The organism is Sphingobium algorifonticola, from assembly GCF_004005485.1.
GTDB classification, from domain to species: Bacteria; Pseudomonadota; Alphaproteobacteria; order Sphingomonadales; family Sphingomonadaceae; genus Sphingobium; species Sphingobium algorifonticola.
The window spans coordinates 551675-575124 of the sequence record NZ_RZUL01000003.1 but is presented as its reverse complement, the minus strand read 5'-3'; the positions used below and the strand labels follow the sequence as shown (position 1 = coordinate 575124).

At 63.0% G+C, this 23450-nt stretch carries 31 protein-coding genes and 1 tRNA gene; 29 read left to right on the top strand and 3 right to left on the bottom strand.

Annotation, left to right across the window (positions count from 1 at the left end; translation table 11 throughout):
* Positions 1 to 104: 104 nt before the first annotated feature.
* The 4 genes from rplQ (at position 105) to guaA (ending at position 5198) form a co-directional block, all read left to right on the top strand.
* Positions 105 to 530, top strand: a complete 426-nt coding sequence (gene rplQ / locus ENE74_RS11845; protein WP_127691114.1) for a 50S ribosomal protein L17 — start codon at positions 105 to 107, stop codon at positions 528 to 530.
* A gap of 106 nt (positions 531 to 636) precedes the next feature.
* Positions 637 to 2847, top strand: a complete 2211-nt coding sequence (locus tag ENE74_RS11840) for a prolyl oligopeptidase family serine peptidase (RefSeq protein WP_127691113.1) — start codon at positions 637 to 639, stop codon at positions 2845 to 2847.
* 76 nt (positions 2848 to 2923) lie between these two features.
* Positions 2924 to 3577: a hypothetical protein gene (locus ENE74_RS11835; RefSeq protein ID WP_127691112.1), complete on the top strand. Its 654-nt coding sequence runs from the start codon at positions 2924 to 2926 to the stop codon at positions 3575 to 3577.
* 46 nt (positions 3578 to 3623) lie between these two features.
* Positions 3624 to 5198: a glutamine-hydrolyzing GMP synthase gene (gene guaA / locus ENE74_RS11830; protein ID WP_127691111.1), complete on the top strand. Its 1575-nt coding sequence runs from the start codon at positions 3624 to 3626 to the stop codon at positions 5196 to 5198.
* Between the two features lie 478 nt (positions 5199 to 5676).
* Here the strand turns inward: guaA and ENE74_RS11825 are convergent.
* The 3 genes from ENE74_RS11825 to ENE74_RS11815 form a co-directional block, all read right to left on the bottom strand.
* Positions 5677 to 5751: transfer RNA gene (locus tag ENE74_RS11825), tRNA-Glu, on the bottom strand.
* Between the two features lie 113 nt (positions 5752 to 5864).
* Entirely contained in the window at positions 5865 to 7631 is a 1767-nt protein-coding gene (gene recJ / locus ENE74_RS11820; RefSeq protein WP_127691110.1) for a single-stranded-DNA-specific exonuclease RecJ, read from the bottom strand.
* A gap of 105 nt (positions 7632 to 7736) precedes the next feature.
* A complete protein-coding gene (locus ENE74_RS11815) occupies positions 7737 to 8555 on the bottom strand; it encodes a heme-dependent oxidative N-demethylase family protein (protein WP_127691109.1) in 819 nt (272 codons plus the stop codon).
* Positions 8556 to 8930: 375 nt separating this feature from the next.
* On the opposite strand from ENE74_RS11815, the gene rpsL reads away from it, so the two are divergent.
* From rpsL to rplO, 25 genes are all read left to right on the top strand, one after another.
* On the top strand, positions 8931 to 9302 hold the full coding sequence (gene rpsL, locus ENE74_RS11810) for a 30S ribosomal protein S12 (protein ID WP_026002556.1): 372 nt from the start codon (positions 8931 to 8933) through the stop codon (positions 9300 to 9302).
* Between the two features lie 14 nt (positions 9303 to 9316).
* Positions 9317 to 9787 carry a 30S ribosomal protein S7 gene (gene rpsG, locus ENE74_RS11805; RefSeq protein WP_127691108.1) on the top strand — a complete coding sequence of 157 codons (471 nt, stop codon included), beginning with the start codon at positions 9317 to 9319 and terminating at the stop codon, positions 9785 to 9787.
* A gap of 208 nt (positions 9788 to 9995) precedes the next feature.
* Positions 9996 to 12071 (top strand): elongation factor G, encoded by a 2076-nt coding sequence (gene fusA, locus ENE74_RS11800; protein ID WP_127691107.1) that lies wholly within the window; start codon positions 9996 to 9998, stop codon positions 12069 to 12071.
* 145 nt (positions 12072 to 12216) lie between these two features.
* On the top strand, positions 12217 to 13407 hold the full coding sequence (gene tuf, locus ENE74_RS11795; RefSeq protein WP_127691106.1) for an elongation factor Tu: 1191 nt from the start codon (positions 12217 to 12219) through the stop codon (positions 13405 to 13407).
* A gap of 116 nt (positions 13408 to 13523) precedes the next feature.
* Complete coding sequence (gene rpsJ, locus ENE74_RS11790; RefSeq protein ID WP_006960299.1) at positions 13524 to 13832, top strand: 30S ribosomal protein S10; 309 nt, start codon at positions 13524 to 13526, stop codon at positions 13830 to 13832.
* A gap of 191 nt (positions 13833 to 14023) precedes the next feature.
* Complete coding sequence (gene rplC, locus ENE74_RS11785; protein ID WP_127691105.1) at positions 14024 to 14779, top strand: 50S ribosomal protein L3; 756 nt, start codon at positions 14024 to 14026, stop codon at positions 14777 to 14779.
* 3 nt (positions 14780 to 14782) lie between these two features.
* On the top strand, positions 14783 to 15406 hold the full coding sequence (gene rplD, locus ENE74_RS11780; RefSeq protein ID WP_127691104.1) for a 50S ribosomal protein L4: 624 nt from the start codon (positions 14783 to 14785) through the stop codon (positions 15404 to 15406).
* The gene (locus tag ENE74_RS11775) at positions 15399 to 15719 is read left to right on the top strand and encodes a 50S ribosomal protein L23 (RefSeq protein ID WP_127691103.1); all 321 of its coding nucleotides are present in this window, start codon (positions 15399 to 15401) and stop codon (positions 15717 to 15719) included. The genes rplD and ENE74_RS11775 overlap by 8 nt, the downstream gene beginning before the upstream one ends.
* Before the next feature lie 10 nt (positions 15720 to 15729).
* Positions 15730 to 16566, top strand: coding sequence for a 50S ribosomal protein L2 (gene rplB, locus ENE74_RS11770; protein ID WP_127691102.1), 837 nt, complete (start codon positions 15730 to 15732; stop codon positions 16564 to 16566).
* Between the two features lie 3 nt (positions 16567 to 16569).
* Positions 16570 to 16845, top strand: coding sequence for a 30S ribosomal protein S19 (rpsS, locus tag ENE74_RS11765; protein WP_104953168.1), 276 nt, complete (start codon positions 16570 to 16572; stop codon positions 16843 to 16845).
* On the top strand, positions 16845 to 17231 hold the full coding sequence (gene rplV / locus ENE74_RS11760; RefSeq protein ID WP_127691101.1) for a 50S ribosomal protein L22: 387 nt from the start codon (positions 16845 to 16847) through the stop codon (positions 17229 to 17231). The genes rpsS and rplV overlap by 1 nt, the downstream gene beginning before the upstream one ends.
* Before the next feature lie 4 nt (positions 17232 to 17235).
* Entirely contained in the window at positions 17236 to 17931 is a 696-nt protein-coding gene (rpsC, locus tag ENE74_RS11755; RefSeq protein ID WP_127691100.1) for a 30S ribosomal protein S3, read from the top strand.
* Between the two features lie 17 nt (positions 17932 to 17948).
* Positions 17949 to 18380 carry a 50S ribosomal protein L16 gene (gene rplP / locus ENE74_RS11750; RefSeq protein WP_127691099.1) on the top strand — a complete coding sequence of 144 codons (432 nt, stop codon included), beginning with the start codon at positions 17949 to 17951 and terminating at the stop codon, positions 18378 to 18380.
* Between the two features lie 4 nt (positions 18381 to 18384).
* Positions 18385 to 18594 (top strand): 50S ribosomal protein L29, encoded by a 210-nt coding sequence (gene rpmC, locus ENE74_RS11745; RefSeq protein WP_127691098.1) that lies wholly within the window; start codon positions 18385 to 18387, stop codon positions 18592 to 18594.
* A gap of 14 nt (positions 18595 to 18608) precedes the next feature.
* Positions 18609 to 18872: a 30S ribosomal protein S17 gene (gene rpsQ / locus ENE74_RS11740; RefSeq protein WP_104953173.1), complete on the top strand. Its 264-nt coding sequence runs from the start codon at positions 18609 to 18611 to the stop codon at positions 18870 to 18872.
* 76 nt (positions 18873 to 18948) lie between these two features.
* A complete protein-coding gene (rplN, locus tag ENE74_RS11735; RefSeq protein WP_127691097.1) occupies positions 18949 to 19317 on the top strand; it encodes a 50S ribosomal protein L14 in 369 nt (122 codons plus the stop codon).
* Complete coding sequence (gene rplX / locus ENE74_RS11730) at positions 19317 to 19634, top strand: 50S ribosomal protein L24 (protein WP_127691096.1); 318 nt, start codon at positions 19317 to 19319, stop codon at positions 19632 to 19634. Before rplN ends, rplX begins: the two co-directional genes overlap by 1 nt.
* On the top strand, positions 19627 to 20205 hold the full coding sequence (gene rplE, locus ENE74_RS11725) for a 50S ribosomal protein L5 (protein ID WP_127691095.1): 579 nt from the start codon (positions 19627 to 19629) through the stop codon (positions 20203 to 20205). The genes rplX and rplE overlap by 8 nt, the downstream gene beginning before the upstream one ends.
* Positions 20206 to 20240: 35 nt before the next feature.
* Positions 20241 to 20546 (top strand): 30S ribosomal protein S14, encoded by a 306-nt coding sequence (rpsN, locus tag ENE74_RS11720; RefSeq protein WP_127691094.1) that lies wholly within the window; start codon positions 20241 to 20243, stop codon positions 20544 to 20546.
* A 12-nt stretch (positions 20547 to 20558) separates the two neighbouring features.
* On the top strand, positions 20559 to 20954 hold the full coding sequence (rpsH, locus tag ENE74_RS11715; protein WP_127691093.1) for a 30S ribosomal protein S8: 396 nt from the start codon (positions 20559 to 20561) through the stop codon (positions 20952 to 20954).
* Positions 20954 to 21487: a 50S ribosomal protein L6 gene (gene rplF, locus ENE74_RS11710; RefSeq protein WP_127691092.1), complete on the top strand. Its 534-nt coding sequence runs from the start codon at positions 20954 to 20956 to the stop codon at positions 21485 to 21487. Before rpsH ends, rplF begins: the two co-directional genes overlap by 1 nt.
* A gap of 3 nt (positions 21488 to 21490) precedes the next feature.
* A complete protein-coding gene (rplR, locus tag ENE74_RS11705; RefSeq protein WP_127691091.1) occupies positions 21491 to 21850 on the top strand; it encodes a 50S ribosomal protein L18 in 360 nt (119 codons plus the stop codon).
* Positions 21851 to 21852: 2 nt separating this feature from the next.
* Positions 21853 to 22569, top strand: a complete 717-nt coding sequence (gene rpsE, locus ENE74_RS11700) for a 30S ribosomal protein S5 (RefSeq protein WP_127691203.1) — start codon at positions 21853 to 21855, stop codon at positions 22567 to 22569.
* Between the two features lie 5 nt (positions 22570 to 22574).
* The gene (rpmD, locus tag ENE74_RS11695; protein ID WP_127691090.1) at positions 22575 to 22751 is read left to right on the top strand and encodes a 50S ribosomal protein L30; all 177 of its coding nucleotides are present in this window, start codon (positions 22575 to 22577) and stop codon (positions 22749 to 22751) included.
* A gap of 161 nt (positions 22752 to 22912) precedes the next feature.
* Positions 22913 to 23449 carry a 50S ribosomal protein L15 gene (gene rplO / locus ENE74_RS11690; RefSeq protein ID WP_127691089.1) on the top strand — a complete coding sequence of 179 codons (537 nt, stop codon included), beginning with the start codon at positions 22913 to 22915 and terminating at the stop codon, positions 23447 to 23449.
* The last annotated feature ends 1 nt before the right edge of the window (position 23450 follow it).

Genomic DNA, 23450 nt, shown 5'->3' with positions numbered 1-23450 from the left:
TTCGCCGGGTGGACGAACAGGGGTTTTGGGCGGTGGCCCCTTGTCGCACCGCCTGGTCCGGGGTTCCGTAAGACGGCCCCTGAACGAACGAAGGAAAAAGTGAAATGCGTCATCGTGTAGGCGGCCGCAAGCTGCAACGTACCTCCAGCCATCGCGCGGCCTTGTTCCGCAACATGGCCGCTGCGCTCATCAAGCATGAGCAGATCACCACCACCGTGGCGAAGGCCAAGGAACTGCGCCCCTATGTGGAGAAGCTGGTGACGCTGGCGAAGAAGGGTGGCCTGTCCAACCGTCGTCTCGCGCACGCCCGTCTGCTGGACGACGCGCAACTGGTGAAGCTGTTTGACGTGCTTGCCGAGCGTTACAGGGATCGCGCCGGTGGCTACACCCGCATCATCAAAGCTGGCATTCGCGCGTCGGACGCCGCCCCGATCGCGATCATCGAGTTCGTCGATCGCGATATAAGCGCCAAGGGTCAGGATTCCGGCCCGGTCATGGGCGCGGACGAAGATGAGATGGAAGCGGCCTAAACCTTTTCGCCAAAGACGCTTTTCGCGTCTGCAACGCTTCACAAACAGGCCGCTGCTTTCTAAGCTGCGGCCTGTTTTGCGTAACAGACCATAACAGGGGAGAGCCATGGCCAAGTCGTTCCGAAACGCGCGCGTCGCGTCCGTTATCGTGCCTGTGCTGTTCGCGCTCTCGCCCGCCCTGGCGGAAGCGCCCGCCGACAAGCCGGATACCGCAACGATCATGAAGGAAGCGCAACTGTCCTATCCTCAGACGCGTCGGCTCGATCTGGTGGAGGATCATTTCGGCGTAAAGATCCTTGATCCCTATCGCTGGCTGGAAGCCGATGTGCGGGAGGATGCCGCCGTGCGCGACTGGGTGACCGCACAGAACGGCGTGACGCAGGATTATCTGGCGAGCCTGCCGGGCCGGTCCATCCTGCGCAAGCGGATGGAAAAACTCTACAATTACGGGCGCTTCTCGACGCCGACCAAAGCGGGCAGCCGCTATTTCTTCGCGTATAACAGCGGTCTTCAGAACCAGTCGCCGCTGTTCGCGCGCGAAGGGCTGGCGGGTGAGCAGCGGATGCTGATCGACCCCAATGCGCTGTCGAAGGACAATGCCACCGCACTGGCGGAATGGAAGCCCTCGCCCGATGGCCGCTACCTGCTCTATTCCGTTCAGGATGGTGGGACCGACTGGCGCACGCTGGCGGTGATTGACGTCGAGAGCGGCAAGACGCTCGACGACAAGGTGGAGTGGGTGAAGTTCTCCAACCTGAGTTGGGACGGGGAAGGGCAGGGCTTTTTCTACTCCCGTTTCGCAGCGCCGCAAGCGGGGGCCGCCTTTCAGTCGCTGAACGAGAATCAGCAACTTTATTATCACCGCGTCGGTACGCCGCAGGCGCAGGACCGGCTGGTCTATGCGACGCCCGACCGCCCCAAGCTGGGCCATAGTGGCGAAGTGACCGATGACGGCCGGTGGCTCGTCATCACCTCGGCTTCGGGTACGGACGACCGGCAGGAAGTGACGCTGGTGGCGCTTGGCGACGGCTGGCGCGACGCGCCGATTGCGCCGCGCACGCTGATCAAGGGACTGAACCATAGCTGGCGTCTGATCGGGGCGCGAGGCGATCGGCTCTGGTTCATGACCGACAAGGGCGCGTCGCGCCAGCGGCTCGTCACGCTGGATGCCGCCAATCCGCGCAAGGCACCGGTGCAGGTCGTGGCCGAACGCAAGGATACGCTGGCGGGCGGATCGCTGATCGGCGATCGTATCATCCTCGCCTATCTGGCGGACGCGCGGACCGTGGCCGAACTGGTCGAACTGGACGGTCGGCCAGTGGGCGACGTGCCGCTGCCCGGCGTAGGCACTGCCGCGGGTTTCGGCGGCAAGAGCGGCGACCCTGAAACCTTTTTCAGCTTCTCGGGCTTCACGACGCCATCCACGATCTATCGCTATGACACCGCGACCGGCAAGACCGAGGTTTTCGCCCAGCCCAAGCTGGCGTTCGATCCGGCCGATTATGTGACAGAGCAGATTTTCTATCGCTCCAAGGACGGCACGCAGGTGCCGATGTTCCTAATCCGCCGCAAGGATATCGTCGCGGCAGCGCGGCCCGCGCCGACGTTGCTCTACGGCTATGGCGGCTTCAACATTTCGATGACGCCGTCCTTCTCGCCGACGCGCATTGCTTGGCTGGAACAGGGCGGTGCACTCGCGATCGCCAATCTGCGCGGCGGAGGTGAATATGGGAAGGCGTGGCACGATGCAGGGCGGCGCGAAAACAAGCAGAATGTGTTCGACGATTTCATTTCGGCCGGGGAGTTCCTGATCGCAAACGGCATAACGGGGCGCGACCAGCTTGCGATCGAGGGCCGTTCCAACGGCGGGCTGCTGGTCGGCGCGGTGGTCAACCAACGGCCGGATCTGTTCGCTGCCGCGCTGCCGGGGGTCGGCGTGATGGACATGCTGCGCTTCGACCGGTTTACGGCCGGACGCTACTGGGTCGACGATTATGGCTATCCGTCGAAGGAGAAGGATTTCCGCCTGCTCTACGGCTATTCGCCCTATCACAACATCACCGCTGGGAAGGATTATCCCGCCATCCTGGTGACCACGGCGGATACCGACGATCGCGTGGTGCCGGGCCACAGCTTCAAATATGCGGCAGCCTTGCAGGCGACCCCCATCGGCGACAAGCCGCACCTTATCCGCATCGAAACACGCGCGGGTCATGGTTCGGGCAAGCCGACCGACAAGGTGATCGAGGAGTTTTCGGACATGTATGCGTTCATCGCGCACTGGACCGGGCTGACCGTCACCGATCCCGACGACTGACCGCCGTGCCGTTCAGCCTTGCGACAGCCGGGCCATCATAGACCTGTGCCATCGAGTGGGAGCGGGAGTGCAGGGCATGCAAGTTAAGCGCAGTCTGATCGGGGCGGTGGTCGGTATCGGGCTGATCGCGGGCAGCATCGCCAGTGCCGAGGCACGCCCGCGGGGATGGGGCGATCGCGGCTGGCACCGCCATCGCGACAACGGGTTCAACTTTGGCGACGTGATCGGCATTGCCGCTCTGATCGGGGCGGTGGCCGTGGTCGCTAATTCCATGTCGAAAGATCGCGCGGCGCGCCCGGACAGAACGGACGATTATCGCCCGGATGACTATCGCTCTGAAGACTATCGGAATGCCGACCCTGACACTGTGCCGCCTGCGGATTCGTCCGCTGCTGCCGGTCTGCCCAATGCGCCTGATGGGATCGATGACGATTTCTCCGATGTCGCGGCGGCCGATCGCGGTGACGCAATGCCGATCGCCGGGGAGGATCGCGCGGTCGAGGCTTGCGCCATCGCCGCGCGGGAGGAAGCGACTCGCAGCGGCGGCTATGCCGAAGTGCGCCGCATCGACGCGCCGCAACCGGTGCAGGGCGGCTATAACATCGATGGCGAAGTCGAACGCCGCGCATCCTGGCGCGACAGTGCGGGCGAAACCCGCCGGTTCACCTGCTCCGTGCAGGGCGATCAGGTGGCGGACGTCTATCTGAGCCGCGATCTCGTCAGCAACTGACGCGTCCCTGCTGGACTAATCCACTGCCCGTCTTTATCGGACGGCTATGACAGTCCAGCCCTCCGACTCCATTGCCGCCGAATCCATCCTGATCGTTGATTTCGGCAGCCAGGTTACGCAACTCATCGCCCGGCGTGTCCGCGAAGCCGGGGTGTACAGCGAAATCGCCCCCTTCAACAGTGCGGCGGACGCCTTTGCGCGGATGCAGCCCAAGGGCGTCATCCTCTCGGGTGGCCCATCCTCGGTCATGTGGCAGGACAGCCCGCGCGCGCCCCAGGCGATCTTTGATGCAGGGGTGCCGGTGCTCGGTATCTGTTATGGCCAGCAGACGATGATGCAGCAACTCGGCGGCCAGGTCGAAGGCGGCGAGAGCGGCGAGTTCGGCCGCGCGTTCATTACGGTCGACAAGGACTGCGCGCTGTTCGACGGGCTGTGGCAGCCAGGCGAGCGGCATCAGGTATGGATGAGCCATGGCGACAAGGTGACGCAGCTTGCCGACGGGTTCGAAGTCGTCGCAACGAGCGAGGGTGCGCCCTATGCCGTCGTCGCCAATGAAGCGAAACGCTTCTACGCCATGCAGTTCCACCCCGAAGTCGTCCATACCCCCGATGGCGGCAGGCTGATCGCCAATTTCGCGCGGCATGTGTGTGGCCTGACCGGTGACTGGACGATGGCGGAGTTCCGCGCGACGAAGATCGCCGAAATCCGGGCGCAGGTCGGTCCGGGGCGGGTCATCTGCGGCCTGTCCGGCGGCGTCGACTCGGCCGTTGCCGCGGTGCTCATCCACGAGGCGATCGGCGACCAGTTGACCTGCGTGTTCGTCGATCATGGCCTGATGCGCCTGAACGAGGCGGAGCAGGTCGTGACGCTCTTCCGCGAGCATTACGGCATCAACCTGGTCCATGTGAACGCCGAGGCACAGTTTCTCGAAGGGCTGGCGGGCCTCACCGACCCGGAGAAGAAGCGCAAGTTCATCGGCGGCGCGTTTATCGAACTGTTCGAGGCGGAGGCGCGCAAGGTCGGCGGCGCGGATTTCCTGGCGCAGGGAACGCTCTATCCCGACGTGATCGAAAGCGTGTCCTTCACCGGCGGGCCGAGCGTCACGATCAAGAGCCACCACAATGTTGGCGGTCTGCCCGAACGCATGAACATGCAACTGGTCGAGCCGCTGCGCGAATTGTTCAAGGACGAAGTGCGGGCGCTGGGCCGGGAACTGGGACTTCCCGACATTTTCGTGGGGCGCCATCCATTTCCCGGACCGGGCCTCGCGATCCGCATCCCCGGCGAAGTGACGAAGGAACGGTGCGACATATTGCGCAAGGCCGACGCCATCTATCTGGAGGAAATCCGCAACGCTGGCCTGTACGACGCGATCTGGCAGGCATTCGCCGTGCTGTTGCCCGTGCGCACCGTGGGCGTGATGGGCGACCTGCGCACCTATGACAGCGTCTGCGCGCTGCGCGCCGTCACATCGACCGACGGGATGACCGCCGACATCTACCCGTTTGACGCCGCCTTCCTCAGCCGCGTGGCGACCCGCATCATCAACGAGGTGAAGGGCATCAACCGCGTGGTATACGACTATACCAGCAAACCACCCGGCACGATTGAGTGGGAATGATTTTTTGGTCGTCCGGTGGTTTCCGAAGCTAAGCCGGTACAGGTTTTAAAAAACTGAAAAATCAATATCTTGGTCCTAATGCGGCACTGGCGTCCCGCTACCTAGGCATTGTGCGTCGCACCGCGTGTGTTCTGCTGTAGTATGGCTTCTGCAGGATCGAAAAACTCGGCCCGATCGACAGCTTGCCTGCAGTCTTGGAGACCACGCCTTTGCCCGCTCTTCCCGCTATGATGATCGGCGCAGAGTCTGCCTGAGCAGATCCATGACGTGAGGGTGTATGAAGGGATGTGCCCGATAGGCTTTCGGTACAGGGAAATCGAGGGTAAAGAGAAAAGTGGGCGTCGTCCGCACATCGCCGAGACACAAAACGTTTCCGCTGTCTCAGCGTCGAAAAGAGGGCAGAAAAGTCTGCGCAATTCCGGCGGTTTGCAGGCGTGACTGCCGATATCCAGAGATACTTCGAAACCACTAAATCAAGTGGTGACCCCTACGGGAATCGAACCCGTGTTTCAGCCGTGAAAGGGCCGCGTCCTAACCGCTAGACGAAGGGGCCAACGGGCATGCCGGAGAGCGGCGTTGCCTGAAGCGGAGGCCGCATTAGGGTTTTCGTTTTCACGGGTCAACCCTGAAATCGTCCGCGGTCCAAATCCCTGCGCGCGATGGCGATCATGGGCACCAGGCAGCGTCCTCGACATGCAGTTCGGCGGCGGCGCGGCTGCCCCAATCATCAATCTTCGCGCGGCCCGCGATCCACAGACGCCGATCCCGGGGGGCGGCCAGAAGGGCTTGACCAAGGCCGGTTTCGGCCTGGCGGAAGGCGACGGTCTTGATCGATGCGCCGTCGTCCCCCGCAACGATCGCACGGACATGGCCAGTGCCAACAATGTCCGCCTTGACCACCCGCACGGGGCCGGTGGCGATGCGCGGCGCGGGCCAGCCGGTGCCATAGGGGCCACCTTCCTCTATGGCGTTTACGAAGTCCGGATTGACGCCGCGCGGGCTGAGCACCGCGTCGATCAGCAGCGCCCGGCCGTCCATGGCGCGGGCGACATCGGCGGACAGGCGCGCGTCGAGAAAGTCGGCCAGCGCATCGATTCCGCCTGGCGCCACGGTAAGCCCCGCCGCCATCGCATGCCCCCCGCCCGCGATCAGCAGGCCGCTGTCCTTCGCGGCGAGCACCGCCGCCCCCAGATCGACGCCTGCGATCGAGCGGCCCGACCCTTTGCCGGTCCCGGTTTCGTCCAGCGCGATGACGATGGCCGGGCGGCCAAGCTTTTCCTTCATACGCCCGGCAACGATCCCGATCACGCCCGGGTGCCAGCCTTCGCCTGCGATCACCGCGACGGCGCGCCCCTCTTCACGGGCGGCGATGGCCTCCGCCTGCGCCTGGACATCCCCTTCGATGACGCGGCGTTCGCCGTTCAGGCGATCGAGTTCCTCCGCGAGGGTGCGCGCTTCGTCCGGATCCTGCGTCGTGAGCAGACGAACACCCAGATCCGACTGGCCCACACGCCCGCCCGCATTGATGCGCGGGCCGAGCGCAAAGCCCAGATCGTGGCACAGTGGCGTGCGCTTGAGCCCGCTCGTCTCGACAAGGGCGGCGAGACCGATGTTGCGGCGCTGCGCCAGAACCTTCAGCCCCTGCGCCACAAATGCCCGGTTGAGACCACGCAATTGCGCCACATCGGCAACGGTGCCGAGCGCAACGATGTCGAGCAAGTCCAGCAGACGGGGCTCGGATCGGGTGGCGAACCAGCCGCGCGCGCGCAATGTGCGGATGAGCGCCGCGCCCAGCAGGAAGGCAACCCCGACGGCCGCCAGATGGCCGAACGCGGCACCCGCGACGCTTTCGTCGAGCCGGTTGGGATTGACCAGGGCATAAGCCGCAGGGAGCGTGGAGGCGCACTGATGATGATCGACAACGATAACGTCGATTCCGGCCGCGCGGGCCATCGCCAGCGCTTCGAACGCCTGCGCGCCGCAATCGACGGTGACGATCAGGGACGATCCTTCCGCGCCCAGCCGCACCAGCGCCTCGCCCGACGGGCCGTAGCCTTCCATAAGCCGATCGGGAATATAGGCGCAGGCTGACAGCCCGAGATCGCGCAGCAGGCGGATCAGCAAGGCGGCACTGGTCGCGCCATCGACATCATAATCGCCGAAAATGGTGACGGCTTCGCCCGCCTGCACAGCGTCGGCGATGCGGGCGGCGGCCCGCTCCATATCCTGGAACAGGCCGGGATCGGGCATGAAGGCGCGTATCGTAGGCTCGCGATGCGCGGCAACATCATCCCGCTGGCATCCGCGCGCCAGCAGAAGCTGGGTCACCAGATCGTCGGGCGTGAACGCCGCGTCACGGCCGTCGGTGCCAAGTCCGCGCCATCGCCACGGCTGGCCGAGAATGGAACGAGTCACGTTAAGCGCCGCAGTCATGCCTCCGGCCCTAGCCGCTCTTGCCGGGATGGGAAAGACGGCTTTTGAAACGGGCTTAAGTTGCATAAGTTGCGGCGTTGAAACCCCCAGAAAACTTCGGTTTCTTCAATTTTCTGTTGGAACGGCGCATGCGTCGGCATAGGCGGCAAGGGCATCGCGATAGCCCGGTGTGCCGCGGCGGATCGCTTCCTCCTGCGGCACGGAGTGGACGGCTTGAGACAGGTCCTGCACCAGCGCGGGGGTGAGCGCGCGCAGCGGCTCGATATAGACGCCGATGGTGAAGACCGCCGCGCCGCTCCGGGGCAATCGCCGCAAGGTCTGCCGCTCGACCCGGACATATAATGTGTCGCCCGCATTGTCATTTGTAACGTTATCGAAACGATCGATCGCGGGGCGATCCGGCAGATAGCGCAAGTCGTCCGTCTCCAGCACATTCCAGTTGGTGCGCAACAACATGCGTTCGGGCGTCAGGGTAGCGAAGACGTGATCGACGGCGGGGCTAAGCTTTTCGGCATAGGTGGGGATGGGCGCATGGATGGCGGCCAGCGGATGGCCGATCTTCCGGTCGAGATGCCAGTCGGTCGGAAAGGCGAGGGCGCCTGCCACCAGCACATGTACGCCATCGCGGGGCAAGAGGATCAGCAGGTCCTCATAGGTTGCCATGGCGGCGGCGCGTAGATCCGGCGTGTCCGTACCGACCAGCCTGGAGAGTTCGGCCACGGCAGGCGCGGCTTGCGGCAGTACGATCAGACTTTCCGGTACGGTGTCGAAGATCGGTACTTTCGCCGCAACGCGCGATGGCAAGACGGTGCCTTGGTCGCGCCACTTTGCCTCGGGCAGCGGCCTCAGGCCCAGCCGCAACGCGCCCCGGCCGCCGCGAAACGGCGCAAGATCAAGGACGGAAAAGCCGGTCGGATCGGGCATGGGCCTGGCATAGCGTCCGCGGACGCATCGGGATAGCCGTATCGCATGGGGCTTTGCGGGAACAGTTGGGGCAGGGCAGGACGGGCAGGACGGGGCAGGTCAGGACGGGGCAGGCGACAGCCGCTTGACCCGTTACCCCCTCGCTAGTATAGGGCGCGCCTGCCTGACGGCTGCGGACGGGAGAATCGCTTTCCCGACTGCCTTCTCCGGGTGGTAAATACAGAGCTGAACATTGCCGGATGCTCTTGCGGCTCCAGGGGTCTTTCGACCGCCGGGGCCTTTGCTGTTGGAAACAATGGCAAGGTTTTGTGGGCCGGTCCCACAGGCGCAGGGTGGCAGGGCCGGCAGAGTAACTTTGAAAAGGTGAAGGGCTTCATGCCAACGATTAACCAGCTGGTCCGCAAGGGCCGCGAACCGCAGAAGGCCAAATCCAAGGTCCCTGCCATGGATGCGAACCCGCAAAAGCGCGGCGTGTGCACCCGCGTCTACACGACGACCCCGAAGAAGCCGAACTCGGCGCTGCGCAAGGTGGCCAAGGTGCGCCTGGTCAACCAGCGCGAAGTCATCACGTACATCCCCGGTGAAGGCCACAACCTTCAGGAGCACAGCGTCGTGCTGATCCGTGGCGGCCGTGTGCGCGACCTTCCCGGTGTGCGTTACCACGTTCTGCGCGGCGTTCTCGATACCCAGGGTGTCAAGGACCGCAAGCAGAGCCGTTCCAAATATGGCGCCAAGCGTCCTAAGTAAGGGAGACAGAAACCATGTCACGTCGTCGTCGCCCTGAAAAGCGCATCATCCTTCCCGATCCCAAATATGGCGATCAGATCCTCTCCAAGTTCATGAACAGTGTCATGGAAGACGGCAAGAAGGCCGTCGCCGAAGGCATCGTCTATGGCGCGCTGGAAACCGTCGAGGCGAAAGCCAAGAAGGACCCGATCGCCATGTTCCATGACGCGCTGAACAATGTGAAGCCCGGCATCGAAGTGCGCAGCCGCCGCGTCGGTGGTGCGACCTATCAGGTTCCCGTCGAAGTGCGCCCCGAGCGTGCCCAGGCGCTGGCGATCCGCTGGCTCATCACCGCTGCGCGCAACCGCAGCGAAACCACGATGGCCGCGCGTCTTTCGGGCGAACTGCTCGATGCCGCGAACAACCGTGGCAATGCCGTGAAGAAGCGGGAAGACACGCACCGGATGGCCGAAGCCAACCGCGCCTTCTCGCATTATCGCTGGTAAGCACCTACATATGGGGGCGAGGGTATCTACCTTCGCCCCCTTATTACCGTTCGTCCTGAGCTTGTCGAAGGTTGCGCCTGAGCATGGCGAAGGCCCTTCACTCCGTTCAGGGGAAGGCTTCGACAAGCTCTGCTGAGCTTGTCGAAAGGCCGAACGGAACAAGAGTTTCATTATTGGTCCGCCCTAAACCGGCAATGGAGTAAAGATCATGGCCCGCAGCCATCCGCTCGAAAAATATCGCAACATCGGCATCATGGCGCATATCGACGCCGGGAAGACGACGACGACCGAGCGTATTCTGTATTACACCGGCAAGTCCTACAAGATCGGCGAAGTGCATGACGGCGCCGCGACGATGGACTGGATGGAGCAGGAGCAGGAACGCGGGATCACGATCACGTCCGCTGCCACGACATGCTTCTGGAACGACCACCGCATCAACATCATCGACACCCCCGGCCACGTCGACTTCACGATCGAAGTCGAGCGTTCGCTGCGCGTGCTCGATGGCGCGGTCGCCTGTTTCGACGGCGTTGCCGGGGTGGAGCCGCAGTCCGAAACGGTGTGGCGTCAGGCCGAAAAATATCATGTGCCGCGCATGTGCTTCGTCAACAAGCTGGATCGCACCGGCGCGAACTTCGAGCGGTGCGTCGAAATGATCAAGGATCGCCTGGGCGCGCGTCCGCTGGTCCTCTATCTGCCGATCGGTATCGAAGGCGGCTTCAAGGGTCTGGTCGATCTGGTGCGCGATCGCGCGATCATCTGGCAGGACGAAAGCCTGGGCGCGAAGTTCGACTATACGCCGATCCCCGACGATCTGAAGGACGCTGCGGCCACCGCGCGTTCGGAACTGATCGAAATGGCGGTCGAGCAGGACGACGACGTCATGGAAGCCTATCTGGAAGGCAATGAGCCGGACGCGGAAACGCTGACTAAGCTGATCCGCAAGGGCACGCTGAACTTCTCGTTCGTGCCGGTGCTGTGCGGTTCTGCCTTCAAGAACAAGGGTGTTCAGCCGCTGCTCGACGCGGTGGTGGATTATCTGCCCAGCCCGCTCGACATTCCCCCGGTCGAAGGTCTGAAGCTCGACGGCGAGACCAAGGACAGCCGCGCGCCTTCGGACGACGCACCGTTCTCCGCACTGGCGTTCAAGATCATGAACGACCCGTTCGTCGGCACGCTGACCTTTGCCCGCATCTATTCGGGCAAGCTGGAAACCGCCTCGTCCGTCACCAACTCGGTGAAGGACAAGAAGGAAAAGGTCGGCCGCATGCTGCTGATGCATGCCAACAGCCGCGAGGACATTCAGGAAGCCTATGCGGGCGATATCGTGGCGCTGGCGGGCCTCAAGGAAACGACCACCGGCGATACGCTGTGCGCTTCCAACGCGCCGATCATCCTGGAGCGGATGGAGTTCCCCGAGCCGGTCATCGAGCTGTCCGTGGAACCCAAGACGAAGGCCGACCAGGAAAAGATGGGTATCGCGCTCAACCGCCTTGCCCGCGAAGACCCGTCGTTCCGGGTGTCGTCCGACGCCGAAAGCGGTCAGACGATCATCAAGGGCATGGGTGAGCTTCACCTCGAAATCCTGGTTGACCGCATGAAGCGCGAGTTCAAGGTCGAGGCCAATGTCGGTGCGCCGCAGGTCGCCTATCGCGAATATCTCGCGAAAAAGGTCGACATCGACTATACGCATAAGAAGCAGTCGGGTGGTTCGGGCCAGTTCGGGCGCATCAAGTTCACGGTCGAGCCGGGCGAACGTGGCCAGGGCATCATCTTCAAGGATGAAGTCAAGGGCGGCAATATTCCGAAGGAATATATCCCCTCGGTCGAGAAGGGCATTCGCGAAATCGCGGCGACCGGATCGCTGATCGGCTTCCCGATCATCGATTTCACCGCCGTGCTTTACGACGGGGCCTATCATGACGTCGACTCCTCGGCGCTGGCGTTCGAAATCTGTGCCCGTGGCGCGATGCGCGAAGCGGCGCAGAAGGCGGGCATCAAGCTGCTCGAACCGATCATGAAGGTCGAGGTCGTCACCCCCGAAGATTATCTGGGCGACGTGATCGGCGACATGAACAGCCGTCGTGGCCAGATCCAGGGCACCGACAGCCGGGGCAATGCCCAGGTGGTCGAGGCGATGGTGCCGCTGGCCAACATGTTCGGCTATGTGAACCAGCTTCGCTCGTTCACGCAGGGCCGCGCGCAGTACAGCATGCAGTTCTCGCACTATGAAGAAGTGCCGCAGAATGTGGCAGACGAAGTGAAGGCGAAGCTCGCCTGATAAAATTGCCCTGACGATCGCAAAAATCCCGGTCGTCAGGGCTGGCAATCTGTAAATATGCTGCTATGGACGCGCCTTCGCACAAGGGAGCGGGCGCGCGCCCAAGCGGTCAGACCAAGCTATTTGGACAAGAAGGTAGAGAGAAATGGCGAAAGCTAAGTTTGAGCGGACGAAGCCGCACTGCAACATCGGCACCATCGGTCACGTCGACCATGGCAAGACCTCGCTGACCGCAGCGATCACCAAGGTGCTGGCCGAAACCGGCGGCGCGACCTTCACCAGCTATGACAACATCGACAAGGCGCCCGAAGAGCGTGAGCGCGGCATCACCATTTCGACCGCGCACGTCGAATATGAAACCGAAGCGCGCCACTATGCGCACGTCGATTGCCCCGGCCACGCCGACTATGTGAAGAACATGATCACGGGTGCGGCGCAGATGGACGGCGCGATCCTGGTCGTGTCGGCAACCGATGGCCCGATGCCGCAGACCCGCGAGCACATCCTGCTCGCCAAGCAGGTCGGCGTTCCCCAGCTCGTCGTGTTCATGAACAAGGTCGACCTGGTCGACGACGCGGAAATCCTGGAACTGGTCGAGCTGGAAATCCGCGAGCTGCTCAGCAGCTACGATTTCGATGGCGACAACATCCCCATCATCCCGGGTTCGGCCGTCGCCGCGCTGCAGGACAAGACGCCTGAAATCGGCCATGACGCCGTTCTGAAGCTGATGGCGGCCGTCGACAGCTGGATCCCGCAGCCCGAGCGTCCCGTCGACAAGCCGTTCCTGATGCCGATCGAAGACGTGTTCTCGATCTCGGGTCGCGGCACCGTCGTGACCGGCCGTGTCGAAACCGGCATCGTCAAGGTCGGCGAAGAAGTCGAAATCGTCGGCATCAAGGATACCCGCAAGACCACTGTCACGGGCGTGGAAATGTTCCGCAAGCTGCTCGACGAAGGTCGCGCCGGCGACAACATCGGCGCGCTGGTGCGCGGCGTGGGTCGTGAAGACGTGGAGCGTGGCCAGGTTCTGGCCAAGCCCGGTTCGGTTACGCCGCACACCGAGTTCGACGCCGAAGTCTATGTGCTGTCGAAGGAAGAAGGCGGCCGTCACACGCCGTTCTTTGCCAACTATCGCCCGCAGTTCTACTTCCGCACGACGGACGTGACCGGCGAAGTGATCCTGCCCGCAGGCACCGAAATGGTGATGCCGGGCGACAACGTGAAGCTGGGCGTGAAGCTCATCGCGCCGATCGCGATGGACGCGGGCCTGCGCTTCGCCATTCGCGAAGGCGGTCGTACCGTTGGCGCAGGGGTTGTCGGCACGATCTCCAAGTAATATAGGACAGCAGCCGCGCGGGTCTGGTGATTCGCGCGGCTTGCTATTTCCTCGTTGCGGCCTGGCCGTGACGAGGCAATTTTTTTGATTTTGGCTCTTTCGCATCGGTACAGGACATGGACAGCAATATCCGCATTCGCCTCAAGGCGTTCGATCATCGCGTGCTCGACCAGGCAACGGGCGACATCGCAGACACCGCGCGCCGCACGGGTGCACTTATTCGCGGTCCTATTCCTCTGCCGACGCGCATCGAGAAGTTCACGGTCAACCGTGGTCCGCACGTCGACAAGAAGTCGCGTGAGCAGTTCGAAGTTCGCACATACAAGCGCATGCTTGACATTGTGCAGCCGACGCCGCAGACGGTCGACGCGCTGATGAAGCTCGATCTGGCTGCCGGCGTGAACGTCGAGATCAAATTGGCTTAAAAGCCGACAAAGGGATACCGCGCAGCTTTGCTGCGGTCCTGGTCCCCCGTCGCTTCCGTCTTGCGGAAGCATCCAACCCGGACGGGGTGATCTTCAGCATTTGGGTTGGCCCCACAGGATGAAAATCCTGCGGGGTCTTTTCGTTGGATACGCCCGCCAATTCCGACGGGCCTCTATTGGGAGTATGGATCATGCGTACTGGCGTGATCGCGAAGAAAGTGGGGATGACCCGCCTGTTCCAGGATGATGGCCGCCATGTGCCCGTCACTGTCCTGGCGCTTGAAGGCAATCAGGTCATCGCCCGCCGCGAAACAGATCGTGACGGCTATGTTGCCGTGCAGCTTGGCGCCGGTGTCGCCAAGGCCAAGAATGTCGCCAAGCCGCAGCGCGGGCACTTCGCCAAGGCGGAAGTGGAGCCGAAGGCGCGCATTTGCGAGTTCCGCGTGGCCGAAGACGCGCTGCTGGATGTCGGCGCGGAAATCGCGGCCGATCATTTCATTGCCGGTCAGCTCGTCGATGTGAGCGGCCACACGCAGGGCAAGGGTTTTGCCGGTGCCATGAAGCGTTGGGGCTTCGGCGGTATGCGCGCCACGCATGGTGTGTCGATCAGCCACCGTGCGCATGGTTCGACGGGCAACCGTCAGGATCCGGGCCGCGTGTTCAAGAACAAGAAGATGGCCGGCCATATGGGCGACCGCGAGCGCACCCAGCAGAATCTGGAAATCGTGCGCACCGACGTCGAGCGTGGCCTGCTGTTCGTCAAGGGCAGCGTGCCGGGTGCCAAGGGCACCTGGCTGACGGTCAAGGATGCGGTCAAGGTGCCCCGTCCTGCCGACGTGCCCTATCCCGCCAGCCTGAAGCAGGCTGCCAACAGCAATGATGCTCCCGCGAATACCCCGGCCGAAGACGCCGGGGCCGTGGAAGCCACCGAAGGCCAGGAGGGCTAAACCATGAAGGTCAAGGTACAGACCCTCGACGCGAAAGCCGCTGGCGATCTTGAGCTGAATGACGATGTGTTCGGCCTGGAGCCGCGCGCCGACATTCTCCATCGCGTTGTCACCTGGCAGCTCGAAAAGCGCCGCGGCACCGCCCGCGGTGCGCGTGAGCGTTCAGATGTCGCCCGCACCGGCAAGAAGTTCGGTCGCCAGAAGGGCGGCGGCACCGCCCGTCACGGCGATCGTGCGGCCCCGATCTTCATCGGCGGCGGCAAGGCCCATGGCCCGCGCGTGCGTGACTTCAATCCCTCGCTGAACAAGAAGGTTCGCGCGCTGGGCCTGAAGATGGCGCTCTCCGCCAAGGCGAAGGCCGGCACGCTGACGGTGCTCGACAATCTCGACGTCAAGGACGGCAAGACGCAGGAACTGGTCGGCAAGCTCGCCGGTCTGGGCCTGGGCAAGGCGCTGTTCATCGACGGCGACGCGATCAACGTCAGCTTCGCCCGTGCATCGTCCAATATCGTCGGCGTCAATGTGCTCCCCGCCGTGGGTGCCAATGTCTACGACATTCTCCGTGCCGACTCGCTGGTCCTGACCCGCGCGGCGGTCGAAAAGCTGGAGGCCCGTTTCCATGGCTAAAAAGCCCGCCAAGATCGCCGTCGACAACCGTCATTACGACGTCGTCGTCGCGCCGCACATCACCGAAAAGGCGACGCTGTTGTCCGAGAACAACGCCGTTGTTTTCAAGGTCGCCAACGATGCCTCCAAGCCTGAGATCAAGGCCGCCATCGAGGCGCTGTTCGGCGTGACGGTGAAGGCCGTGAACACCATCGTCCAGAAGGGCAAGGTGAAACGCTGGAAGGGCAAGCCCTACAAGCGTTCCGATTTCAAGAAGGCGATCGTCACGCTTACTGCCGACAGTAAGCAAATTGACGTCACCACCGGTATTTGAGGCGGGATAGATGGCACTCAAGCATTATAATCCGACCAGCCCCGCACGCCGCGGCCTGATCCTCGTCGATCGGTCCGCGCTGCACAAGGGCAAGCCGGTCAAGGCGCTGACCGAAGGCAAGCGCAAGACGGGCGGCCGCAACAACAAGGGTCATGTGACCAGCCGCGGCATCGCGGGCGGCCACAAGCAGCGCTATCGCATCATCGACTTCAAGCGTCGCAAGTGGGACGTGGAAGGCACGGTCGAGCGTCTGGAATATGACCCCAACCGCACCGCGTTCATCGCGCTGGTCAGCTATCCCGATGGGGAGCAGGCCTATATCCTCGCGCCGCAGCGCCTTGCGCCCGGTGACAAGGTGATCGCCGCGAAGAAGACCGACGTGAAGCCTGGCAACGCCATGGAACTGGGCCAGATGCCGGTCGGCACCATCATCCACAATGTGGAGATGAAGCCGGGCAAGGGCGGTCAGCTCGCACGGTCCGCCGGGACCTACGCGCAGCTTGTCGGCCGCGATCGCGGCATGGTGATGGTGCGCCTCAACTCGGGCGAACAGCGGTACATCCGTGCGGAATGCATGGGCACCGTGGGCGCCGTCTCCAACCCGGACAACGCCAACACCAACCTGGCGAAGGCTGGCCGCAACCGCTGGCTGGGCCGCCGTCCGCTGACGCGCGGTGTTGCAAAGAACCCGGTCGACCATCCGCACGGCGGTGGTGAAGGCCGGACCTCGGGCGGTCGCCATCCGGTGACGCCATGGGGCAAGCCGACCAAGGGTGCACGCACTCGCCACAACAAGTCGACCGACAAGATGATCATCCGGTCGCGTCATGCGAAGAAGAAGAGGTAAGCGATGGCTCGTTCCGTCTGGAAAGGTCCGTTCGTGGACCTCAGCCTTCTGAAGAAGGCGGAAACCGCGCAGGAAACCAACGCGCGCGCGCCGATCAAGACCTGGTCGCGCCGCTCGACGATCCTGCCGCAGTTCGTTGGCCTGACGTTCAACGTCTACAACGGCCGCAAGCATGTTCCCGTTTCGGTGAACGAGGAAATGGTCGGCCACAAGCTGGGCGAGTTCGCGCCGACGCGCTACTTCCCCGGCCATGCCGCCGACAAGAAGGGCAAACGCTAATGGGCAAGGAAAAGTCTCCCCGTCGGGTGGCCGACAATGAGGCGCTGGCCGTCGGCACGACGATCCGTGGTTCCGCCCAGAAGCTGAACCTGGTCGCCGCGCTGATCCGTGGTCGCAAGGTCGAGGACGCCATGAACGTCCTGGCCTTCTCGACCAAGGCCATGGCTGTGGATGTGCGCAAGGTGCTGGCTTCGGCCATCGCGAACGCCGAAAACAACCATAATCTGGATGTCGACGCACTGGTCGTCGCCGAAGCATCGGTCGGCAAGGCGCTGACGATGAAGCGGTTCCACACGCGCGGTCGTGGCAAGTCCACCCGCATCCTGAAGCCGTTCAGCCGGGTGCGTATCGTCGTCCGCGAGCAGGCAGAAGAGGCAGAGGCGTAAAGCTATGGGTCACAAGAGCAATCCGATCGGTCTGCGTCTCCAGATCAACCGTACATGGGACAGCCGCTGGTTCGCCGAAGGCGCGGACTATGGCCGTCTGCTGATGGAAGACATCAAGATCCGCACATTCATCTTCAAGACCCTGCCGCAGGCCGCGATCTCGAAGGTGGTGATCGAACGCCCGGCCAAGCTGTGCCGCGTGTCGATCTATGCTGCGCGTCCCGGTGTCATCATCGGTAAGAAGGGTGCCGACATCGAGAAGCTGCGCAAGAAGCTGGGCGAGTTCACCTCGTCCGACGTCAGCCTCAACATCGTCGAAATCCGCAAGCCTGAAATCGACAGCCGCCTGGTTGCCCAGGGCGTCGCCGACCAGCTCGAGCGCCGCATCGCTTTCCGTCGCGCCATGAAGCGCGCGGTGCAGTCGGCGCTGCGTCTTGGTGCCGAAGGCATCAAGATCACTTGCGGTGGCCGTCTTGGCGGCGCGGAAATCGCGCGCGTCGAATGGTATCGCGAAGGCCGCGTTCCGCTGCACACGCTGCGCGGCAACGTCGACTATGCCGAAGCGACGGCACACACCGCTTATGGCGTGTGCGGCGTGAAGGTATGGATCTTCAAGGGCGAAATCCTGGGCCATGACCCGATGGCAACGGACCGGCTCATGCTGGAGGCTCAGACCTCCGGCGTGCGCCCGGCCCGCTAAGGACAAGGTAGAGCATCATGCTGCAACCGAAGAAAATGAAGTTTCGCAAGGCCTTCAAGGGCCGGATCAAGGGCGAGGCCAAGGGTGGCACGGACCTGAACTTCGGCTCCTATGGCCTCAAGGCCATGGAACCCGATCGTCTGACCGCGCGTCAGATCGAAGCGGCCCGCCGTGCGATCACCCGCCACATCCGCCGTCAGGGTCGTTTGTGGATCCGCATCTTCCCGGATGTGCCGGTGTCGAAGAAGCCTGCCGAAGTCCGCCAGGGCAAGGGCAAGGGTTCGATCGAATATTGGGCCGCCCGCGTGAAGCCGGGTCGCATCCTGTTCGAGCTGGACGGCGTGCCCGGCCCGCTGGCCGCAGAGGCTTTCTCGCGCGCTGCGATGAAGCTGCCCATCAAGACCAAGGTCGTTGCCCGTCTGGGTGACACCTCGCATCTGGGAGCCTGAGGACATGGCAAACGTAGCTGACCTCAAGACCAAGACCGACGACGAGTTGTCGACCGAACTCGGCAATCTGAAGCGCGAGCAGTTCAACCTGCGCTTTCAGGCGGCCACGAACCAGCTGGAAAAGCCCAGCCGCGTTCGCGAAGTCCGTCGCTCGATCGCACAGATCATGACGTTGCAGAACGAGCGTTCGCGCTCGGCTGCCGCGGCGAAGTAAGGAAGGAACGCATTATGCCCAAGCGCGTGCTTACGGGAACGATCGTTTCCGACAAGACCGACAAGACGGTGGTGGTCCGCGTGGAGCGCAAGGTGAAGCACCCGCTCTACGGCAAGATCATTCGCCGTTCGAAGAAGTATCACGCTCACGACGAAGCGAACGCCTATCACGAAGGTGAAACCGTTCGCATCGAGGAGACCGCGCCTATCTCCAAGCTCAAGACCTGGAAGGTCATCGAGCGGGTCGATACGCACAAGTCGCCCGAAGTCGCTTCGTAAGCTGACACGAACACGGAACTCCCGAGGCTAAGTCTATACAATGCCCCGGAAAGCCAAGTAAGAAGGAACCGGATCCATGATCCAGATGCAGTCAAATCTTGAGGTGGCCGATAATTCGGGTGCCAAGCGCGTCCAGTGCATCAAGGTGCTTGGCGGCTCCAAGCGGCGCTTTGCCAGCGTGGGCGACATCATCGTCGTCTCCGTGAAGGAAGCGCAGCCCAAGGGTCGCGTGAAAAAGGGTGACGTGCACCGTGCCGTCATCGTGCGCACCGCCAAGGACATCCGTCGTCCCGACGGCAGCGTGATCCGTTTCGACGGCAACGCCGCCGTGCTGGTGAACAAGAACGAGGAGCCGATCGGCACCCGTATCTTCGGCCCCGTGGTCCGTGAGCTGCGCGCGCGCAAGCACATGAAGATCATCAGCCTTGCGCCGGAGGTGCTGTAATGAGCGCCGCACGCATCAAGAAGGGCGACAAGGTCATCGTGCTCGCGGGCAAGGACAAGGGCCGTACCGGCACCGTGCTCCAGATGTTCCCGAAGGACGACAAGGTGCTGGTGGAAGGCATCAACGTTCATGCGAGGCATCGCAAGCCCGACCAGGCGAACCCGCAGGGCGGCATAGATCGCAAGCCCGCGCCGCTGCATATTTCGAACGTCGCGATCGCCGGCGCGGATGGCAAGCCCACCCGTGTGCGTTTCGAGACCAAGGACGGCAAGAAGGTCCGCGTGGCCGTGAAGTCCGGGGAGAGCATCGATGGCTGATGAAAAATATACGCCGCGGATGAAGGCGCTCTATGATGAGACCATCATCAAGGCGATGACCGAGAAGTTCGGCTACAAGAACCACATGGAAGTTCCGAAGATCGAGAAGATCGTTCTGAACATGGGTGTGGGCGAAGCGACGCAGGACAAGAAGAAGGTCACTGCGGCCGCCGAGGAAATGGAGCTGATCGCGGGCCAGAAGCCGGTGATTACCAAGGCCAAGAAGTCGATCGCCCAGTTCAAGCTGCGCGAAGGCATGCCGATCGGTGCGAAGGTAACGCTGCGCCGTGAACGCATGTACGAGTTTCTGGATCGCATGGTGACCATCGCCATGCCCCGCATCCGCGATTTCCGTGGTCTGAACCCGAAGTCCTTCGACGGCCGTGGCAACTATGCCTTCGGGATCAAGGAACAGATCATTTTCCCGGAAATCAACTATGACCGCATCGAAAAGGTGCGCGGCATGGACATCATCGTCACCACGACCGCGAAGACGGACGACGAGGCGCGCGAGCTGCTGCGCCTGTTCGGTTTCCCGTTCCCGGTTGAAGAGGCAAAGCAGGCCGCGTGAGCGGACCTGCCAGAGAAAGGAAGAGAACTTAAGTCATGGCGAAACTGAGTTCCATCAACAAGAACGAACGGCGTAAGAAGCTGGTGAAGAAATATGCCGGCAAATATGCCCGGCTGAAGGCGATTGCCGCCGACACCAGCGCAGATGATGGCGAGCGTCTTATCGCACGCCTGAAGATGGCCGAGATCCCCCGCAACGGGAACCCGACGCGGGTTCGCAACCGTTGCGAAGTGACGGGTCGTCCGCGCGCTTATTATCGCAAGTTCCGGCTCTGCCGCATTCAGCTGCGCGATCTGGCCAACAAGGGCCTGATCCCCGGCGTCACCAAGTCGAGCTGGTAAGGATATCATCTCATGGCATTGACCGATCCTTTGGGTGATATGCTCACCCGCATCCGCAACGGCCAGCAGGCGAAGAAGGACAGCGTGATGTCCCCCGCCAGCAAGCTGCGTGCGCGCGTTCTCGATGTGTTGCAGCGGGAAGGCTACATCCGTGGCTATTCCGAAGAAGATCTGGGCAAGCATCCCGGCCTGCGCATCGAGCTGAAATATTTCGAGGGCCAGCCCGCGATCAAGCATGTCGCGCGCGTCTCGAAGCCGGGCCGCCGGGTCTATTCCGGTTCGAAGGACCTGCCGGTCGTTCGCAACGGCCTGGGCATCACGATTGTCTCGACGCCGAAGGGTGTTCTGTCCGACGCGGAAGCGCGCGAACAGAATGTCGGCGGCGAAGTGCTGGCGGAGGTGTTCTGATGAGTCGCATCGGTAAAAAGCCGGTCGCGATCCCCGCAGGGGTGACGGCGACCATCGAAGGCGGGCAGCTCTCCGTCAAGGGCCCCAAGGGCACCCTGGCGATGCCGCTGCGCGACGAAATCAGCTACACGCTGGAAAACGATGGCATTTCGGTGCAGCCTGCCAACAAGACGAAGGCGGCCCGTGCATTCTGGGGCATGCAGCGCACGCTGGTCCAGAACCTGATCACCGGCGTCAGCGAAGGCTTTACGAAGCAGCTGCTGATCACCGGCGTCGGCTATCGCGCCAATGCGCAGGGCAAGACGCTGAAGTTGCAGCTCGGCTACAGCCATGATGTCGATTTCGCCATTCCCGAAGGCATCACCATTGCCACGCCGGATAACACGACGATCAACATCACGGGCAACGACAAGCAGCAGGTTGGCCAGGTCGCCGCAGAAATCCGCCGCTGGCGCAAGCCGGAACCCTATAAGGGCAAGGGCATCAAATATGCGGGCGAGTTCATCTTCCGCAAAGAAGGCAAGAAGAAGTAAGCCATGGCGAAACTCTCTCTCTTCGATCGGCGCCGTCAGCGCGTCCGCACCGCACTCAAGGCGCGTTCGGGCCAGAACCCGCGTCCGCGCCTCAGCATCCACCGTTCAGGCCAGCATATCTATGCGCAGGTCATCGACGACGCACAGGGCCACACGGTCGCTGCGGCATCGACCCTGGAAAAGGATGTGCGCGGCAAGATCGGCTGCACCAAGGAAGCCGCCGCCGAAGTCGGCAAGCGCATTGCCGCTGCGGCGACCAAGGCGGGCGTGACCAAGGTCGTGTTCGACCGCGGGGGCTTTCTGTTTCATGGCCGCGTGAAGGCGCTGGCCGATGCCGCCCGTGAAGGTGGTCTGGAGTTCTGATGATGGCTGACGAAAACAACATCGAAGCGGCAGTCGACGCGCCCGAAGCCGCACCGACCGAAGGCCGCGGCCCGCGTCGCGGCCGTGGGGCAGGTGGCCCCGGCGGCAATCGTGGCGGCAATGACCGCAACCGTGGCGGTCGTCGCGACGACCGTCGTGGCGGCAACCGCGACGAGGATCAGGGCGAAGAACTGATCGAGAAGCTGGTGCACATCAACCGCGTGTCCAAGACCGTGAAGGGCGGCAAGCGTTTCGGCTTTGCGGCGCTGGTGGTCGTGGGCGACGGCAAGGGTCGTGCGGGCTTCGGCCACGGCAAGGCCCGCGAAGTGCCCGAAGCGATCAGCAAGGCAACCGCCGCCGCGAAGAAGGCGATGGTTCGCGTTCCGCTGAAGGAAGGGCGTACGCTGCACCATGACGGCCTTGGTCATTTCGGCGCAGGCAAGGTGACGCTGCGTTCGGCCCCGGCCGGTACGGGTATCATCGCCGGTGGCCCGATGCGCGCGGTGTTCGAAAGCCTGGGCGTGGCGGATGTCGTCACCAAGTCCAACGGCACGTCGAACCCGTACAACATGATCCGGGCCACGTTCGAGGCGCTGGGCGAACAGACCAGCCCCAAGTCGGTGGCGCAGCGTCGCGGCAAGAAGGTCGCCGACCTGCTGCGTCGCGGTGGCGCCAGCGTCGAAGTCGCCCAGGCCGACGCCGAAGCGATTGCGGAGTAAGCGATATGGCAACCATCAAGATCAAGCAGATCGGCTCGCCGATCCGCCGCCCCGCCGACCAGAAGAAGATTCTGATCGGCCTGGGCCTCGGCAAGATGCACCGTGTGGTGGAACTTGAGGACACCGCGGAAGTCCGCGGCGCGATCAAGAAGCTGCCGCATATGGTGGAAGTTGTAGAGTAATAGCTTCTAAAGCCCCTCCCCTTCAGGGGAGGGGTTGGGGTAGGGCATGTAAATTGCCCCGATTGCTGGTTCTGTTGTTGCAGGACAGCCCCCACCCCCTACCCCTCCCCTGAAGGGAAGGGGCTTATTGGCGCGACAAAAGCGAAAGCGAGTGCAAGCACATGAAACTGAACGATATCAAGGACAATGACGGTGCCCGCAAGGGCCGGATGCGCGTGGGACGCGGCATCGGCTCCGGCAAGGGCAAGACCGCAGGGCGTGGCCAGAAGGGCGCAAAGGCGCGTTCGGGCGTCGCGATCAACGGGTTCGAGGGCGGTCAGATGCCGCTCCACATGCGTATCCCGAAGCGCGGCTTCAACAATATCTTCGCGAAGGATTTCGCGGAAGTGAACCTGGGTTCGGTGCAGAAGGCGATCGACGCGGGCAAGCTCGACGCCAAGGCCGTCATCGATCAGGCCGCGCTGCGCGCCGCGAACATTTCGCGCGGTGGCAAGGACGGCGTACGCCTGCTCGCCAAGGGCGAACTGACGGCGACGGGCCTCAGCTTCTCGGTCGCGGGCGCATCGGCATCGGCAATCGCCGCCGTCGAAAAGGCCGGTGGCAAGGTTGACGTGCTCGAAACCGTCTCGGCTGCCGAAAAGGCGAAGGCCAAGAAGGGTTCGGCCAAGGCCGCTGCCAAGGCTGAAGGCAAGAAGTGAT

Coding starts and splice junctions, on each gene's coding strand:
- rplP (WP_127691099.1), top strand. CDS start 17,949: ATGCTGCAACCGAAGAAAATGAAGTTTCGCAAGGCCTTCAAGGGCCGG.
- rpmC (WP_127691098.1), top strand. CDS start 18,385: ATGGCAAACGTAGCTGACCTCAAGACCAAGACCGACGACGAGTTGTCG.
- rpsQ (WP_104953173.1), top strand. CDS start 18,609: ATGCCCAAGCGCGTGCTTACGGGAACGATCGTTTCCGACAAGACCGAC.
- tuf (WP_127691106.1), top strand. CDS start 12,217: ATGGCGAAAGCTAAGTTTGAGCGGACGAAGCCGCACTGCAACATCGGC.
- rpsL (WP_026002556.1), top strand. CDS start 8,931: ATGCCAACGATTAACCAGCTGGTCCGCAAGGGCCGCGAACCGCAGAAG.
- rpsE (WP_127691203.1), top strand. CDS start 21,853: ATGGCTGACGAAAACAACATCGAAGCGGCAGTCGACGCGCCCGAAGCC.
- rpsS (WP_104953168.1), top strand. CDS start 16,570: ATGGCTCGTTCCGTCTGGAAAGGTCCGTTCGTGGACCTCAGCCTTCTG.
- ENE74_RS11835 (WP_127691112.1), top strand. CDS start 2,924: ATGCAAGTTAAGCGCAGTCTGATCGGGGCGGTGGTCGGTATCGGGCTG.
- rplD (WP_127691104.1), top strand. CDS start 14,783: ATGAAGGTCAAGGTACAGACCCTCGACGCGAAAGCCGCTGGCGATCTT.
- rpsC (WP_127691100.1), top strand. CDS start 17,236: ATGGGTCACAAGAGCAATCCGATCGGTCTGCGTCTCCAGATCAACCGT.
- rplB (WP_127691102.1), top strand. CDS start 15,730: ATGGCACTCAAGCATTATAATCCGACCAGCCCCGCACGCCGCGGCCTG.
- rpsJ (WP_006960299.1), top strand. CDS start 13,524: ATGGACAGCAATATCCGCATTCGCCTCAAGGCGTTCGATCATCGCGTG.
- rpsN (WP_127691094.1), top strand. CDS start 20,241: ATGGCGAAACTGAGTTCCATCAACAAGAACGAACGGCGTAAGAAGCTG.
- ENE74_RS11840 (WP_127691113.1), top strand. CDS start 637: ATGGCCAAGTCGTTCCGAAACGCGCGCGTCGCGTCCGTTATCGTGCCT.
- rplX (WP_127691096.1), top strand. CDS start 19,317: ATGAGCGCCGCACGCATCAAGAAGGGCGACAAGGTCATCGTGCTCGCG.
- rplR (WP_127691091.1), top strand. CDS start 21,491: ATGGCGAAACTCTCTCTCTTCGATCGGCGCCGTCAGCGCGTCCGCACC.
- guaA (WP_127691111.1), top strand. CDS start 3,624: ATGACAGTCCAGCCCTCCGACTCCATTGCCGCCGAATCCATCCTGATC.
- rpsG (WP_127691108.1), top strand. CDS start 9,317: ATGTCACGTCGTCGTCGCCCTGAAAAGCGCATCATCCTTCCCGATCCC.
- ENE74_RS11775 (WP_127691103.1), top strand. CDS start 15,399: ATGGCTAAAAAGCCCGCCAAGATCGCCGTCGACAACCGTCATTACGAC.
- rplQ (WP_127691114.1), top strand. CDS start 105: ATGCGTCATCGTGTAGGCGGCCGCAAGCTGCAACGTACCTCCAGCCAT.
- fusA (WP_127691107.1), top strand. CDS start 9,996: ATGGCCCGCAGCCATCCGCTCGAAAAATATCGCAACATCGGCATCATG.
- rplE (WP_127691095.1), top strand. CDS start 19,627: ATGGCTGATGAAAAATATACGCCGCGGATGAAGGCGCTCTATGATGAG.
- rplN (WP_127691097.1), top strand. CDS start 18,949: ATGATCCAGATGCAGTCAAATCTTGAGGTGGCCGATAATTCGGGTGCC.
- rplO (WP_127691089.1), top strand. CDS start 22,913: ATGAAACTGAACGATATCAAGGACAATGACGGTGCCCGCAAGGGCCGG.
- recJ (WP_127691110.1), bottom strand. CDS start 7,631: ATGACTGCGGCGCTTAACGTGACTCGTTCCATTCTCGGCCAGCCGTGG.
- ENE74_RS11815 (WP_127691109.1), bottom strand. CDS start 8,555: ATGCCCGATCCGACCGGCTTTTCCGTCCTTGATCTTGCGCCGTTTCGC.
- rplC (WP_127691105.1), top strand. CDS start 14,024: ATGCGTACTGGCGTGATCGCGAAGAAAGTGGGGATGACCCGCCTGTTC.
- rplF (WP_127691092.1), top strand. CDS start 20,954: ATGAGTCGCATCGGTAAAAAGCCGGTCGCGATCCCCGCAGGGGTGACG.
- rpmD (WP_127691090.1), top strand. CDS start 22,575: ATGGCAACCATCAAGATCAAGCAGATCGGCTCGCCGATCCGCCGCCCC.
- rpsH (WP_127691093.1), top strand. CDS start 20,559: ATGGCATTGACCGATCCTTTGGGTGATATGCTCACCCGCATCCGCAAC.
- rplV (WP_127691101.1), top strand. CDS start 16,845: ATGGGCAAGGAAAAGTCTCCCCGTCGGGTGGCCGACAATGAGGCGCTG.